The sequence below is a fragment of the Bradyrhizobium oropedii genome, from assembly GCF_020889685.1.
GTDB classification, from domain to species: domain Bacteria; phylum Pseudomonadota; class Alphaproteobacteria; order Rhizobiales; family Xanthobacteraceae; genus Bradyrhizobium; species Bradyrhizobium oropedii.
In genome coordinates this window covers 1-15,323 of record NZ_JACMYO010000197.1, presented here as the reverse complement: position 1 = coordinate 15,323, position 15,323 = coordinate 1, and the positions used below count along the sequence as shown (strand labels likewise).

The 15,323-nt window shown below is 59.0% G+C and carries 11 protein-coding genes and 4 pseudogenes; 13 read left to right on the top strand and 2 right to left on the bottom strand.

What is annotated here, in order from left to right:
* Together H8A95_RS35735 and H8A95_RS35730 are read left to right on the top strand one after the other, a co-directional pair.
* On the top strand, positions 1 to 765 hold a 765-nt coding region (locus H8A95_RS35735), incomplete at its 5' end, for a transposase (RefSeq protein WP_229187393.1).
* A 184-nt stretch (positions 766 to 949) separates the two neighbouring features.
* On the top strand, positions 950 to 1,207 hold the full coding sequence (locus H8A95_RS35730; protein ID WP_229187392.1) for a coenzyme F420-0:L-glutamate ligase: 258 nt from the start codon (positions 950 to 952) through the stop codon (positions 1,205 to 1,207).
* Positions 1,208 to 1,472: 265 nt separating this feature from the next.
* Here H8A95_RS35730 and H8A95_RS35725 read toward each other — a convergent pair whose 3' ends face one another.
* Entirely contained in the window at positions 1,473 to 2,648 is a 1,176-nt protein-coding gene (locus tag H8A95_RS35725; RefSeq protein ID WP_229187394.1) for a M20 aminoacylase family protein, read from the bottom strand.
* 574 nt (positions 2,649 to 3,222) lie between these two features.
* On the opposite strand from H8A95_RS35725, the gene H8A95_RS35720 reads away from it, so the two are divergent.
* The 11 genes and pseudogenes from H8A95_RS35720 (at position 3,223) to H8A95_RS35670 (ending at position 14,326) form a co-directional block, all read left to right on the top strand.
* Positions 3,223 to 3,681, top strand: coding sequence for a hypothetical protein (locus tag H8A95_RS35720; RefSeq protein ID WP_229187391.1), 459 nt, complete (start codon positions 3,223 to 3,225; stop codon positions 3,679 to 3,681).
* A gap of 342 nt (positions 3,682 to 4,023) precedes the next feature.
* A pseudogene (locus tag H8A95_RS35715) lies at positions 4,024 to 4,984 on the top strand (IS110 family RNA-guided transposase); the annotation flags it as partial.
* 423 nt (positions 4,985 to 5,407) lie between these two features.
* Positions 5,408 to 5,662 carry a hypothetical protein gene (locus H8A95_RS35710; RefSeq protein ID WP_229187390.1) on the top strand — a complete coding sequence of 85 codons (255 nt, stop codon included), beginning with the start codon at positions 5,408 to 5,410 and terminating at the stop codon, positions 5,660 to 5,662.
* A gap of 1,405 nt (positions 5,663 to 7,067) precedes the next feature.
* Positions 7,068 to 8,126, top strand: coding sequence for an ABC transporter substrate-binding protein (locus H8A95_RS35705; protein ID WP_229187389.1), 1,059 nt, complete (start codon positions 7,068 to 7,070; stop codon positions 8,124 to 8,126).
* 73 nt (positions 8,127 to 8,199) lie between these two features.
* A complete protein-coding gene (locus H8A95_RS35700) occupies positions 8,200 to 9,027 on the top strand; it encodes an ABC transporter permease (protein ID WP_229187388.1) in 828 nt (275 codons plus the stop codon).
* A gap of 9 nt (positions 9,028 to 9,036) precedes the next feature.
* A complete protein-coding gene (locus tag H8A95_RS35695; protein ID WP_229187387.1) occupies positions 9,037 to 9,849 on the top strand; it encodes an ABC transporter permease in 813 nt (270 codons plus the stop codon).
* Between the two features lie 160 nt (positions 9,850 to 10,009).
* On the top strand, positions 10,010 to 11,110 hold the full coding sequence (locus H8A95_RS35690; RefSeq protein ID WP_229187386.1) for an ABC transporter ATP-binding protein: 1,101 nt from the start codon (positions 10,010 to 10,012) through the stop codon (positions 11,108 to 11,110).
* 276 nt (positions 11,111 to 11,386) lie between these two features.
* A pseudogene (locus H8A95_RS35685) lies at positions 11,387 to 11,556 on the top strand (DDE-type integrase/transposase/recombinase); the annotation flags it as partial.
* Between the two features lies 1 nt (position 11,557).
* A pseudogene (locus tag H8A95_RS35680) lies at positions 11,558 to 12,136 on the top strand (IS30 family transposase); the annotation flags it as partial.
* Positions 12,137 to 12,196: 60 nt separating this feature from the next.
* Positions 12,197 to 12,524 (top strand): annotated as a pseudogene (locus H8A95_RS35675) (helix-turn-helix domain-containing protein); the annotation flags it as partial.
* Positions 12,525 to 12,793: 269 nt separating this feature from the next.
* Positions 12,794 to 14,326: a porin gene (locus H8A95_RS35670; protein WP_229187385.1), complete on the top strand. Its 1,533-nt coding sequence runs from the start codon at positions 12,794 to 12,796 to the stop codon at positions 14,324 to 14,326.
* A 231-nt stretch (positions 14,327 to 14,557) separates the two neighbouring features.
* Here the strand turns inward: H8A95_RS35670 and H8A95_RS35665 are convergent.
* Positions 14,558 to 15,323, bottom strand: a 766-nt coding sequence (locus tag H8A95_RS35665; RefSeq protein WP_229187384.1) for an IS5 family transposase, incomplete at its 5' end; no start/stop codon positions are given.

Genomic DNA, 15,323 nt, shown 5'->3' with positions numbered 1-15,323 from the left:
GCCAAGCGCGCCGCCATCATGGTGGGGCGCTACACGCATGCTCACCAGTTCAAGCGCGCCCGGCGAGAACTCAAATTCCTGCGCACCCGGCTTGGCCGCATCATCCGTGACATCAGACGCAAGATCGAGGGCGACCCTGCGCTTGAGGATCGCTTTGGTCCGCTGCTCGATATCGCCCACCGGGTTCGCCATCAAGAGCAGCGTCAGCGCGGTCCCAAGGTCTACTCGTTGCACGCCCCCGAGGTGGAGTGCACCGGTAAAGGCAAGGCCCGGGCCCCTTACGAGTTTGGCTGCAAAGTCTCGATTGCCACGCCCGCCACGGCGCCCAAAGGCGGGCAGTTCGTGCTGCATGCCAAGGCCCTGCACGGCAATCCCTATGACGGGCACACGCTCAGTCCCGTCATCGCCGATCTCGAAAAACTCACAGGTGTCGCAGCGCGCCGCATCCACGGCGACAAGGGCTATCGAGGCCACAACTATCCCGACCGGTTCAAGGTCTGGATCAGCGGCCAGGTTCGCCGCGTCACCAAAGCCATCCGCCGCGAGATGCGGCGTCGTGCCGCCGTCGAGCCTGTGATCGGCCATCTCAAGGACGACCACCGAATGCGTCGCAATCATCTCAAGGGCCGCGACGGCGACCGCATCAACGCCGTTCTCGCCGCCGCCGGCTACAACTTCAGCCTGCTCCGCCACTGGTTCGTGGAACTTTTACGCGTCCTGCTATGGATCCTCTGTCGCCGCCCATCGCAACTACACTTTGCGTAAACGGTGCTCAGAAACGTTCTTCACGAACGACTATTTGGCCAGACGCCACGCCGACGCGGCCTCGGCCGCTTCCCTCAGTTCACTAACGAGGCAGTGGCCTTTCCTCAGCCACGGCATCGATACAGTGGATGACTGCCTAGTCTTGAGCCAGAAACTCTCCTACGCGACGGAGGTGGGCTAGACTATGCGAGTCGAGCTCTTCGCGATCCCGGGTATTCCTAAAGTGCGTCGTGGCGATGATATTGGCGCGATTCTGGTGCAGGCAGCGCGGCCGGCGGGTGAAGAATTGCGCGAGTCCGACATCATCCGCGTCGCGCAGAAGATTGTGTCGAAGAGCGAGGGGCGGTTTCGCGCGCTGTCGGAAATCGTACCGTCCGCGGATGCGCTGTACCTTGCCAAACGGTGCGGCAAGGACGCTCTGCGAATGCAGAGGCTAGTTTAGTTACCGAGAGTACCGGAGGTTATTCGACCTAGCTGGTGCCTCGATTCTGAACAATAACTCCATGTTCGCGCAGGAGCTCATAGGTCTGCTGGCCGCAATTGCTGCCAGCTTGCGCCAGCCAAGTCGCCGGACATTGCCACGAAGACCATTCATGCGAGCTTTAGACGCCACCTTAGCATGCATAGCTGGTTAATCGAATTTCCGATTGACGAAATCCACTTTCGAGTCAGCAGCGCAAGTTTAGGCCTTAAGACAGGCGATGATCTCAAGAACCAAGCTCTGTCTCGACCAAGTTGACCCAATAGCCGATACCATAGGGTATCGCTTCATCGTTGAAATCATAGGCGGGGTGATGCACTCCTGCGGTCGGGCCATTGCCAATAAAGATAAAGGCGCCCGGGCGGGCCTCGAGCATGTATGCGAAATCTTCCGACCCCATTCTCACCCTAAGCTTGTCGTCCACAGAAGAGGGACCGACCAGCCGGCGAGCCGCAGCGATGGCCGAGTCGGTCTCGTCCGGATGATTAACGGTGACCGGAACGTATCGCTGATAGTCGAAGTCGACCTCTGCCCCATATATCCTGGCGATTCCCTGCGCAGTAGTCGCTATCTGTTTCTCGGCGAAATCGCGGAGGCCCGGTACAAGGGTCCTGACTGTGCCCGCCATCCCAACCCGATCCGGGATGACGGTGTTGGAATTTGAACCGGTGAATCGGGTCACCGAGATCACAAGCGACTCTACGGGGTTGGTCTGGCGCGACACCAAGGTCTGCAAACCGATGATGATCTGCGCTGCGATCACAACCGGGTCGATGGTATCGTGGGGTCTAGAAGCATGGCCGCCCTTGCCCTTCACAATGATCTCAAAATCATCCTGTGCGGCCATAATCGGCCCGTGGCAAATCCCAAATTTGCCGATGTCCATCCCGGGAAAGTTATGCATCCCGAACACGCGGGAGATGCCATATCGCTCCATGATCCCAGCTTCAACCATCTTTTGACCGCCAAGCCGATCGCCGTAGCCGTCTTCCTCCGCAGGCTGGAAGATCAGGGCAATGGAACCTTTGAAATCGCGGGTGGCTGCGAGGTATTTGGCCGCACCCAGGAGCATGGCCGTGTGTCCATCGTGGCCGCATGCATGCATCTGGCCTGCCGTTGTCGACGACCAGGGTTTATTCGATGCCTCCAGAATCGGGAGAGCATCCATGTCTGCCCTTAGTCCGATGGTCGGACCCTCGCCACGGCCGCCCTGAACCACCGCTACAATGCCTGTCTTTGCGATGCCCGTTTCAATATGGTTGATGCCGAACGAGGCCAGCTTTTCGGCAACAAATCGTGCTGTGTTCTCGAGGCGATAATCGAGCTCGGGGTGCTGGTGCAGGTACCGCCGCCATTCCGTGGCCTCAGCCTGGATATCCCGGTATTTGTCTATGCTCTGCATGTCCATTTCTTCAAGGCCGTTTCTTAAGCTACTGTGTCGTGTCTTGAGCATCCTGTCGCTCAGATCCGCCAGTCTTCTTCCGAACTCGTCACCACGGGACATGATCGTCTCGAAAGCAGGGCTGGGTTGACGCCCCGCCGAAGAGATGGACGACTCCCGCCAAACCGCCCGAAAATGTTCTGCGACTGGGTTTCCATTTCAAAGCGCTCGTCAGATGTCGTGGCCGTCCAATCAAGCTAGCCTAGAATGCATAGCCGATATATCCGAATTGGGCCGGTATTGCGCTGGAAACGAGCGACATTGGCTCGGCAGCCGCAGCTTTCCCTCATAGGATTGACCCCATCGATGCCGCACCTTGGCGCTCCCCCAGAAAAATCCAGTCACGGCTGACACGCTCAACGAAGACAGTCGTTAGGGCGATCAGACGCCCGCGCGCCAACGGCGTCATCAAGGACGACGTGTCGATTGTTGTGGCAAACATGCTTCCGGACGATATCCGCGCATCAACGAATTCTGAAAAATAGCGACCGCTATCAATCCGGACTAAAGTTGGTCCATAAGGTCCCACGCTTTCTTGGAAGCACTGTCTCGTCCGATCACCTTCGTTTCGCTTCAGGAGACAGCACGCTGGCACGATCGCTGCTACAAAGCTGGAAGGGCAAAACTCAAGTACGTATCCGATCAAGCTTTTCAACTGCCGACGAGCGGCGGCCGAGCTTCGGACAAGCGCGCGCAGTTCGTGGGCGTGGACGCCAACGGGTGGCGCGGTCCTCAACGACCTCTTGCAGTCCGACGACGGCGGTTGGTTTCAGGATGTGGCGCTCGTCTCGTCGCCCAGACGGTGGAAGGCAAGGCCGACACCATCTGCGCTGACGGCTGGAAGTGCGGCGAGGTGGGCATCGAAATGCCGGATGGCTATACCCCGCGGCAGATCTGCTGCAAACAATCGGAGCTCACTGCCGAGCAACAGGTGGCGCTCGATGCGCTCCAGGCCGAGTTCGGACAGCTCGAGGCTCTCGCGGAGCTAATTTAGACGAATGCTGCGAGCACGTGAACCGGCGGATGGCCGATTTCGAAAAGACGCCGGACGAGATCGACCGCCGACCGGAGGTCTCTTCGCCGACGATAAGGTCGCCGCCCGCGTCCCTGAGCATCGACACTTCGGGCGCGCTCTGGGTGCTGCCGGCTTCGTGCGGTCCAAGGATGAGCCGCGCGCCGAAGGGCGGCGGGTAGCTAGACGTTATGTCCGTCCGCTGGGATCGGCGGTCCGCCCTTTCGTGCAAAACTGCGAGGGTTGCTCGGAGGACCGAGCCGAGCCTCATGCACGGAGGACGGACCATGCGGAAGTATAGCGAAGCATCGTCGGATTTGATACATCGCGACACGCTATATGAAGCTCCACGTCTGCTACGAAGCCGGCCCCACGGGATATGGGCTACACCGCCAGATCAAAGGCCTCGGACACGATTGTGCGGTCGTTGCACCATCGCTTACGCCAAAGAAGCCTGGCGACCGCGTTAAGACCAATCGACGTGATGCCGTCACGCTGGCGCGGTGCATCGAGCGGGCGAACTGACCTCGGTATGGTGCCGGATGCGGTCCATGAAGCTGTTCGTGACCTGACGCGAGCGCGCGAGTCGGCGGCGGCCGATCTGCGCAAAAAGCGGCAGCAATTGGTGGCTTTCTTACTCCGTCATGGTCGGATCTTCACTGGACTTAAATACTGGACCCGCGCTCATTGGCGTTGGCTTGCGCAGCAAAGCTTCGAGCATCCAGCGCAGCAAATCGTCTTCCAAGATACCATCAACGCGATCGAGGACACGGTCGGACGGTTACACGGTCTCGACCAGCAGCTCGCCGTAGTCGTCCCAAGCTGGTCAATGGCGCCTGTCGTCGCGGCATGTCAGGCAATGCGTGGCGTATCCTTTCTCGTGGCCATCACATTCGTGGCGGAGACTGGCGACGTGCGTCGGTTCGACAACCCACGCCAACTCATGTCGTTCCTCGGCCTCGTGCCTTCAGAGCGTTCGACCGGCGACACCGTGCGGCGAGCTGGCCTTACTCTCACCGGTAATCGCCGTGCTCGCCGCGTCCTCATCGAAGGGGCATGGACCTATCGCTATCCAGCACGCGTCAGTGAGACCCTGCAAACCCGCATTGAACAGCTGCCAAAGGCCGTCCGCGACATCGCCTGGCGAGCCCAGGTCAGACTCTGCGCTCGTTATCGTCGCCTGATAACAGCCGGCAAGAAGGCGCCCGTGGCCATCGCGGCGATCGCCCGCGAGATGGCCGCCTTTCTTTGGGCCATCGGCCAGGAGGTGCATCCGCTTACCTGAGGCGGCGGGCATTCATCCAACTGCACAGCGCTGGGGATGGGGCCACGGAAGGGAACCCCTGGCTAGACTACGTGGCCGAGCTCCGCTCGACGCCCGCCTCTAGATGCCGGGTCAGCCCTGAGACGAAACACGGAAGGCGGTAACCAATCCGCGAATAAGAGTCTGATCGACCGTCGTCTTGAGCGCCCCATCTCCTGCTCTGTGCAGCTTCACTCAGACAACCCCCGGCGTCCACCTCGACGTCCGGACTTTGCTCATGCTTCAATAGCATTGACTACGGACATAAGAGTCTAGGGGACGACGACGGCGTGCGGCCCTTGTCGGATCGGCTGATGGCCGAGCTCACGGCCCATCGCACCGTCACGCTGCGCGACGCGCTGGCCGACAGCCGGACGTTGCCGTCCTCCCGGCCAGCATGCGCTCGTGCTGAACCGCTTCTACCGCGACGGCTTCGACAGCCGCTTGGAGATCGAGGCCAAGAACGTAGATTTCGCGATCCAAGGCTCTGGTCTCGCAGCGGGCCACGAGGCAATCCATCAAGGTTCGTACGTATCACCCAGACGTTCCGTCTATCGTCCGGCGAAGTTCGGTAGCCGTTTCTCGACGCAATGCGCGACTCCCTCCCTGAAGTCCTCCGATACGAACGCCGCCTCGCTTTCCGAATTCGCAACGGCCTAGGCCTCGCCGAACCAATTCGCGCGCGATATGTTGTACCGTGGCCAGAAACGATGGCAGGGTACGCACGAGGCCGCTGCGCCCCGCCTCGCTTGCCTCGACAATTCGTGCAAAGCGAAACAGATCGAGCGCATTCATCCTGCCGAACAGGCGTGGCAGCGTCCGGATACGCTGCGGCAACGGAGCCCCGCTTGGGAGACCGTGGTCAGCTTCGTGTCCTGGCCATATAGCGGAAATCGCCGGATGTGATGAGGCAAAGCCCGATCCCAGCGACGCGACGATAATCAGTATGATACGCAGGAGAGCCACAGAAAATGCGGCAATAGCGCGGAACTTCGACGCCCGGCCTGGGCCAAGACGAATTCTTCGCCGCTGCGTCGCCTTTGCCGAGAGCCAAGGTGAAGCCTACGTCAGCATTGAACGCTTCCTGCGCTTGGCGCCATCGGCGCAGGGCGGCGCCAAACTTGGGCGGCCCATCTCGGGACGGTTAGAATCTCGCCCGATGGCTGCACGCGGTTGATCCACGGGCATGAGCTCCTGCCCGTGGCCTGATTCCGTCAGTCCCGCGCCGTGTTCGATCCTACATCTGCGGCGAGGATGAGATCGGCCGCTTTGTCGACGCTGCGGCGGGGCTGCCATCGGCGAACGGACTGCTGACCTATTCGACGCTCTTTGGCCTCATCTCGGTACCGCACTGCGCATCGCGAGGCGATCGTCCTGGCGGTCGGCGAGGTCGATCTTTAGAGCCGGCGCGATCACCGTTCGGCACGGCACGGGAAGGAGCGGCTGCTGCCTGTCGACGAGACCACTCGGGCCCCACCTGCAGGCCTACACCAAAGAGCGTGACCGACTCCTCGGCGAGCACTTGCGGAGCTTCTGCTGCGCTTCGCCAGCGAGTGGACCGCCCCCGCCAACGAAGCTTACGATAGAGAACCTCGAAATCGATCTTATCGGCGACTTGCTGATCCACATCGAGACGGCGCGCTTCAACAGCGGGCGAAGCCGCAACACCCTTGGCGACGATCCGGCCCTTCCATTTCACGGCGATGAGCGAGCTTAGCTCCTACTCCACTGCCAGAAGGTGTTGGCGATCCCGAACAAGTGCTGCGATCGGCGCGCCATCGAGTACTTGGATCGTAGCGTGGTCGACGCGCTGATCGCCGCTCCCAACGACCTGCGGCGTGACAGGCGGGCAACCCAGCCGCTGAGCACGATATCGCCGCCGCTCTTGCACCACTCCGGAGTCAGGGCGCGCAGCAAGTCTGCAAGATGAAGCTGGCATGCGCAAGAATGCCGCGGCGTGCGGGCAATAATTGGAGAATTCTGCGTAGCATTGCAGCGTAGCATCAACTTAATCGTTAACGCTTGGCCGATTGTGTAGCCATGCGCAAAGAAGGGAGGTGCGTCCATGAGCAGGCTCGTCTCAACAGTCTCGCGCCGCTTCTTCCTTGTTGGAGCGGCCGGCGTGCTTGCGGCGCCGGTTGTGATTGGGTCGTCGCGTGTCGCAGCTGACTCTGGTTCGGTGACGATTGTCTCATCGGGCGGAAGCTATCAAGAGGCTTTGGTCCGGACCGTGACGGATCCCTTCACCAAAGAGACAGGAATCAAAGTTAACTTCTCCAATGCGGCGGACATTGCGAAAGTTAAAGCTATGTTGCTCACGGGCAATGTGAATTTGGATATTTATGTAGGTTGGGGCAGCTGGCAAGCTTCTGGATCCAAGCAGGGGTTTTGGGAGAAGTTGGATCCTTCTATCCTTGAGCCCAAGGATTCGGCGGTGCCACCGACAAGCGACTACGCCACGTACGAAATGGGGGCCATGGGCATAACATGGGATCCCAAAAAATACGGCCCCGGAAAGCATCCGGCGAACTTTGCCGAATTCTTCGACTTGAAGAAGTTCCCAGGGCGTCGCGCCATGCGCCCTACCGCAGACTTGACTCTAGAGGCAACGCTTCTAGCCGATGGCGTGACGCCGAAGGATATGTATCCTCTGGATCTGGATCGCGCATTCAAGGGGCTTGAGCGGATAAAGTCGAATACCGTATGGCCGCCTACGGCTCCTCAGTCGGTCTCCCTCGTGCAGACTGGAGAGGTCGATTTCTCCTTGACCTACAGCAATCGCGTCAAACCGACGACTGAGCTGGGCGGTGGGGTGCCTTTGGCCTTCTCCTTCGAGCAGAACGTGTTCAATACCGTCTGCCTCTCGGTGGTCAAGGGCGCACCGAACAAGGAAAACGCGATGAAGCTTGTCGCCTATATGCTACGCCCAGAGGTTGGGGCGCGGCTTCAGGAGCAGGTGGGAACTGTTGCGGTGTCCAAGAAAGCCGCTTCGATGTTGTCAGCTGAGGCTCGCAAGTGGCAGCCAGATTTGAGCAACCCCAACAGTCTCGTGGTAAATAGCGAGTACTGGGCAGATAACTACGAGCTGGTGTCGAGTCGTTTTAGGGAATGGATCCTGACCTGATTGCGCTTTCGCTGGCGGGGTCCGCTTGGCCCGTCCCACGATGAGGCCCCCATCTCCGGTCGTTCGAAGGCTCATGAACCGAACAAGCAGCAGCATGTGCGCGCAGGCGGTATTCATGTCGCCGGCCGCAATGATAGCGGCCGCGATTGTGCTGCCGCCTCTTTTCTACGTCTTCTTTACCAGCGTCCATGGATCAGCCTTGTCGTTGGCTGCCTTCAGTGCGGTTCTGACAAGCACGTTATTCAGGCAAACACTGAGCTCGACGCTTATTATTGCCGGCTTGTCATCTGTGCTGAGCCTGCTTCTGGGATCTGTCGTCGCGTTGCACCTTGCCCGTCAACCTGCGCGACGCAGGACAGGTTTGATGGTGCTCGTGCTTGTGCCGTTCTGGACCAGTGTTTTGGTTAAATGCTTCGCATTCACAATCATCTTGGGGCGCGAGGGGATCATCAACAGCATGCTCAGCTGGATCTTCGATACGAAGATCCAGCTGCCGCTCTTGCTCAACCTGGTCGGTATCCTTGTTGGCATGACGAACTATCTCATTCCGCTCGTCGTGCTGCCCGTTCTCTCCAGTCTACTCGCTATCGACGGCACCATCTACCGCGCGGCTTCCCTCATGGGAGCCAAACCCGCCCGCATCTTCTGGACGGTCACCGTTCCCATGAGTCTTCCCGGTGTATTCGCGGCTCTGTTGAGCATCTTCGTGTTGTCGCTGGGCTCCTTCGTCCTCCCGGCGCTGCTCGGCGGGGGGCGAGATGCAATGCTGTCGAATCTCGTTGATTTCTACAACCGGCAGGTATTGGACTGGCCCAAAGCCTCGGCCATTAGCGTGGTGCTGCTCGGCATGGCTCTTATTTTCGCCGTTCCTCTGGCGCTTTGGCGCCGGCGCAAGGTCTAAGGGGTGCTCGTGTCAGAAATCATTCGAGATCCGCATGCGCGTCGCTATCATGCTATGGGCACCGGGCTTGCCATGGCTGTCTATCTGTTTCTCTTGGCTCCGATCGCGGTGACGGCGCCCATCGCATTCGGCCCGGCAAACGCGCTGGCCTTCCCACCGACGAGTTACTCCTTCGACCTGTTCAGGATCTTTTTTAGTTCTCCCGACTGGCTCGGCCCTCTTTTCGAAAGTATCAAGGTCGCGCTGGGATCTACAGCGTTGGCAATGCTTGCCGGTGTGCCGGCGGGCTACTGGATCGCGCGCCACGAATTCGTCGGCAAGGTGCTCATTACGGGTATAATCCTAAGCCCGCTCGTCTTGCCCCACGTAGTTCTTGCCCTCGGACTTTTCTTGTACTTCTCTTATGCCGGCATCACTGGAACAACGCTAGCCCTTGTGCTCGGGCACGTCATGGTCACATTGCCTTTTGTCGCCCTCATGGTCATAGCGGGCGTACACAAACTGGACCGCAGTCTTGAATTTTGCGCGGAATTGATGGGCGCGGGACCGATTCGGATGTTCTTTACGGTCGTTCTACCACAACTCGTTCCGTCGCTCGTGAGCGCTGCATTCTTTGCCTTTCTGCTATCCTTCGATGAAGTAACTATTTCTTGGTTCCTGGCTGGCCCTGACACGACCACCCTGCCGGTAAAGATGTTCATTGCCATCGAATGGGAGATATCGCCGGTGATCGCCGCCGTGTCGACCATGCTGACGGCAGTATCTCTGCTGGCTTGCATTGTCGCGATTAGGTTAAAAAAATGGGGGCCCATCGATACTTGATCGCTTCGGCTCGACAATCGGATTGGATATTACAAGCATCATGCGGACCAGGAGGGAGGAAGCAATTGGAGACATCCAACCATATGACTGCTCAGACGGTCTACGCGGACGGTGGACTTCTCCGCGTGGCCTATGTCGGTCGGGGACAGGAGTGAACCCGATGCGGGATGTCACCCGTCTTGACGGTCACACTGCCCACGCGATCGCCCTGAAGGGCCTATCGAAGATGTTCGGGCCGGTAATGGCCCTGCATCCGATCAATCTCAGCGTGGAAAAGGGGGAATTTCTGACCCTGCTTGGTCCGTCAGGCTCGGGCAAGACTACGCTGCTCAATCTGATTGCAGGTGCGATCGGACCAACAACGGGTGTTATTCTAGTCGACGGGCGCGATGTTACTCAAATGCCTCCGCGCGAGAGGGGGATGGGGATGGTGTTCCAGAACTACGCCCTGATGCCGCACATGACCGTATTCGAGAACGTGGCTTATCCCTTGCGGGCGCGCCACCATCCGTCCAAGACGATTCGCGCCCTGGTGATGGAGGCTCTCGAGCGTGTCGGCCTCCGCGGCTTCGAGGATCGAAAGCCACGCCAGTTGTCCGGCGGTCAGCAGCAGCGCGTCGGAATTGCACGCTGCATCGTTTATTCGCCGGCGATCATCATGATGGACGAGCCGCTGGGCGCGCTGGACAAGAACCTGCGCGAGCAGATGCAAGGGGAAATCAAGCGTCTCCATAGGGAGCTGGGAACAACCTTCATTTACGTTACCCACGATCAGGAGGAGGCGCTCAATATGTCTGATCGCATTTGCTTGATGAACATGGGCGCAATCGCTCAGCTTGGGACGCCGGATGAATTGTACTTCCAGCCGCACAAACGCTTCGTCGCAGAGTTCATCGGCGAATCGAATCTGATCAGCGGACGAATGAGGGCTGATGGCCGGATGGTGATCGCCGGAAACCGGTCCGTTACTGTTCCTGCAGGCAGATGGACCGAGGGGGCGGAGCTCCTGGCTATGGTGCGACCCGAGAGAGTGCAGATCTGTGGCTTCGATAGGCCCGCTAAAGGAGGCAGTAATGTCCTGAGCGGCGAAGTCGTCAGCTGTTCGTTCATCGGCGGCATGAGCCGCGTGACCGTCGAAACGGAGAACGCCCTGAGAATTACGGCCAAAGTGATATCCGACCACGCCGCGTCAAGGCCCGCGCCGGGAGCGCGAGTGCGACTTTGCTGGTCTTCATCCGACGTGGTGGTTCTCGAGAAATGATGATCTTTCCAAACTCGCGCCTATCCCAACAAACTGGATCGTTGAGGTGGAGCTTTCCGCGGATGATTCTACCGCAGAGAGGGAGTGGAAAAACAGAGCTGTCATGGTCCCCCACGTGCGGTGAGGGATGAACCTCCTCCGAATGAGTGGACACCTGTAGTAGGCTCTGAGAGCCCGGAGGTGCCGGATGCTAGAGCGTCAACGTCGGTCATTTACCGAGGAGTACAATCGGTAGGCCGCTGAGCTAGGGGTATCGAGTGGTCGGTTGATGACGTCGGAGAGGGGTGGCTCTACTGGCGGCCATCATGGACCTCTTCAGCCGCAAGATCGTCGGCTGGGCGATGCGAGGTCACGTGCAAGTTGAACTCGCCTCGTCCGCCAAGATGGCAATCCAGCAGCAGCACCCAGAAACCGGATTGATCCATCACTCCGACCGCGGCGTGCAGGCGGGGCAAGGGCTTTGTCTCGCCGGAGATCATGATCAGCGAGCGCCCCGCTGAAGCGGCCGATCGAGCCGTGCCGGGACATTGGGAGGGAGACCTCATCCTCGGTCTTGGCAGCTCGGCGATCGGCACGTTGGTCGAACGCACGACGCGCTTCACAATGCTATTGCACCTTCCCCGGTTAGCGGGGCATGGCGAAGCTCCGCGTAAGAAGAACGGACCTGCGCTAGCGGGACACGGGGCGGAAGCTGTGCGGGACGCGATCTCACGCACCATCATCACTTTTCCCGAAGAACTACGTCGCACGCTGACTTGGGATCAAGGAGCCGAAATGGCTCAGCACGACTGCCTCCAGATCGATGCGGACATCCAAGTCTACTTCTGCGACCCGCAAAGCCCTTGGCAGCGCGGCACTAACGAGAACACCAACAGGTTGCTGCGGCAGTACTCTCCGAAAGGCACAGACCTGAGCATCCACAGCGCCGACGAGATATCCGCTGTAGCAGCGGCCCTCAACGCCCGACCGAGAAAGACACTGGGCTGGAAAACGCCGGCAGAAGCGCTTGACGAATTACTGTCATGAGTGAAAACAATTGGTGTTGCGACGACCGTTTGAATCCGCCCTCGTCACACGATTCGAAGGATGCTACGAACAAACTTTACCGGCTGCGCCACCACGACGGAGACAGTCCGTCGAGCAATACAAAATAGTCAAGAGAGCCTGAGAGCACTCGCCAAGCGCTACGGGATCAATCAGAAGACTATCGCGAATTGGAAGCAGCGTGACACCGTCGCCGATCGTTCGACCGGTCCCAAGGAAGCCAACTCGACCATCCCTTCGATCGAAAGGAGGCAATCATCGTCGCTCTCAGGCGACCTATGCTGCTGCCGCTCGATGATCGGATGATCGCCATTATGCACTGCAACCAACTATCCCGCATCTGACACGGTCCTCCCTGCATCGCTGTATTAACGCCGCCAAGGAAATTATACCGGATCGCAAGACCGATCGCACGGCCGGCACGAAGGCAAGGCAGAACACCTCACGGTGGCGTTATCGGCTTGTGTCGATGTAGTATGCCTGTGACCGACGCTGCCCTCGCGCGGCTTGAGTCTTCGCATTTCGCAATTCGTTGCAGAATTTCGACGGTACTCGGCTAAGATTGGAGAAATATCGACTTTGGAGACCTGCTAACAGGAATTGAGCGGATGGGGAAGATCCGCACCAAGGGGGTCATCCATGAACTTTACAAAGAGTGCTATACTTGCATCTGCGGCAGTGTTTGCGGGAGGCGCGGCGCAGGCGGCGGACCTTCCTGTGAAAGCGAAGCCTGTCGAATACGTAAAGGTCTGCTCGCTCTACGGCGCTGGCTTCTACTACATCCCGGGCACTGACACTTGCATCAAGCTTAGTGGCTATGCGCGTGTGTGGACCAGCGTGCGCTCGAATGTGATCGCGGCCACCGCCGACAGTGGTGCGGGTGGCGCACAAAATCGCCTTTCAAATGGCTACACGATCCGAGCGCAAGCGAATTTTGGCGCCGATACACGCACCGCGACTGAGTACGGCCTGCTCCGCACCTACTTCCTGGCCGGTTTCAGATGGACTGATGGGACCTACAGCGCGCAAGGGAATGGCACGACCGTTTATCAGTCGATTGGTGGCGTTCAGGCGCCGAATAACGCCAATCCGGGTGCCGTTGCTGGCGGTACGGTTGCCGTATACTACGCCTTCATCCAGTTCGCTGGTTTCACACTCGGTAAGGCTCAATCGCAGTTCTCCCCGCCTTGGGCCGATTATCCGGCTAACTGGTACGACGTAGTTGGCGGCAGCGGCTGGGAGCCCGTCAATCAATTCACGTATACCGCAGAATTTGGTAATGGCGTAACTGCTTCTGTCTCCGCTCAGGATCAAGTCCTCAACTACACAACCAACATTTGGAATGTGAGCGCGGTAACACCCGCAAGTCTCGCCACCGGTACCTATGGTGGCAACGACATCGGTGGAACGCGTGCGCCAGACCTCGTCGCCATGCTTCGTGTTGATCAGGCTTGGGGGCTCTTCCAGGCGTCAGTTGCTGCTCACGACAACCACGCGGCCTACTATGGCGCAACTGAACTCACCGGTCATCCGGACGACAAGTGGGGCTGGGCTGGTCTGCTGGCATTGTCGATCAAAAATATCCCGACGGGCCCGGGTGACACGATCAACATGTCGGGCGTGTATACCAAAGGTGCAAGCCGTTATAACTTCAACAGCTATATCGGCAGCGCCTTCGCAATGTACGGCGGTACGAACTTGCCGGGCGTTTACCAGAGCGTCGGACTCGCCGGTCTTTCTGACTCCGTGTTCGTCAACGGCTCCGGCCAGGAGTTGACCACCACCTACGGTTTTAACGGCGGCTACACCCACAATTGGGATCCGCACTGGGCGACCACGATCTACGGTGGATGGGCGGCTGTACGTTATAACGGCAACGCCAAGGGCTATATCTGCGGCGTGGTGGTCTCAGGCTTGGCGTTGTCGAGCGGGTTCGCCGGCTGTAACCCTGACTTCAACTATTCGAGTGTAGGTACATACACCTCCTGGACTCCGGTCAAGGGCCTGACCTTCTTGGCAGAACTCAATTACACGATGCTGGACCAGAAGTATGCGAGCGGAAGTACCGTGACGCTGCCGCTGCAGTCGGGTATTGCAAAGCCGGGCGCTGCCTACGAGCTGAAGAACCAGAACAGTCTCACCATGCTGCTCCACGCACAGCGCAACTGGTGAGTCTCCGGCGAAGCACCGCAAGCGCAAAAAAATCGCAAATTTTCAGACCTAACCTTTGACCTCCAAGAACCCTCTGGCATGCCCGCCGGAGGATTTTTTTAAGCCTAGCAGTCTGCTGAAAAACTTTGGAAATGGAGAGTTTTCTTGTTTTTTCCGGTTGTCGTCGAGGCAGCGTGGTTGAGTTGGATGTAATTTTCTAGGCTTCTGTTGGGTATACCCCGACGCGGGCGGCTAAGCGGCAAGCAATTTGGGAATGCGGATTAGATTATAGGCGATCAGATTGAGCAGGAAGTCGGCGGCAACGCGAGAGATGCCACGATGTTTGGTCTTTCGCATGGTGCCGTGCTGCTTGCCCCATCCGAAGATGCACTCGACCATCGCTCGGCGTGATTGCGACATGCCATATCCGGGATGCCGGGTAGTTCGTTCGTCGATGGCGCTGTTGCGGGTCTTGCCGGTTTTGGTGACCGCCTGGTTTTGCGTCACATGCGGCGCCACGCCGATGGCGCGAAGATTGGCGACATGATCGGCGGTATCGTAGGCCTTGTCCTCACCAGCCGTGATACGGCGGCCTGCGGCTTTGCGTCTCGCCTTCAGCATGGTCTCCGAAGCCCGGCGTTCGGCGGTGCCATTGGCATGCGTGACCTTGCCTGCCACCGCCAGTCCATGTCGGTTCTCCATGGTGGCGTGGCCCATATAGCAAAGCTTGGCCTCCCGTCCGACCGCCTTGCGATAAAGCCTGCTGTCCGGGTCGCTGGTGCTCGCATGGGTGTCGTTCTTGCGCTTCTGGCCGTGGAAGTTGGCGCCGTCATCATCGTCGCCGCTGCCGTCCTTGGGGCGAAAGCTCTTCTGTGAAGCCCCGGCTTCGATCAGCGTTCCATCCACCGAAAAATGCTCGTCCGACAGCAGCGTCCTGACCTGCGGATGGTTCAGAAGCCTGGTCATGAACTTCGTGAATACATCGCCGTTCTGCAGCCGCTCCCGGTTCTTGGTGAAG

Coding starts and splice junctions, on each gene's coding strand:
- H8A95_RS35730 (WP_229187392.1), top strand. CDS start 950: ATGCGAGTCGAGCTCTTCGCGATCCCGGGTATTCCTAAAGTGCGTCGT.
- H8A95_RS35725 (WP_229187394.1), bottom strand. CDS start 2,648: ATGCAGAGCATAGACAAATACCGGGATATCCAGGCTGAGGCCACGGAA.
- H8A95_RS35705 (WP_229187389.1), top strand. CDS start 7,068: ATGAGCAGGCTCGTCTCAACAGTCTCGCGCCGCTTCTTCCTTGTTGGA.
- H8A95_RS35700 (WP_229187388.1), top strand. CDS start 8,200: ATGAACCGAACAAGCAGCAGCATGTGCGCGCAGGCGGTATTCATGTCG.
- H8A95_RS35690 (WP_229187386.1), top strand. CDS start 10,010: ATGCGGGATGTCACCCGTCTTGACGGTCACACTGCCCACGCGATCGCC.
- H8A95_RS35670 (WP_229187385.1), top strand. CDS start 12,794: ATGAACTTTACAAAGAGTGCTATACTTGCATCTGCGGCAGTGTTTGCG.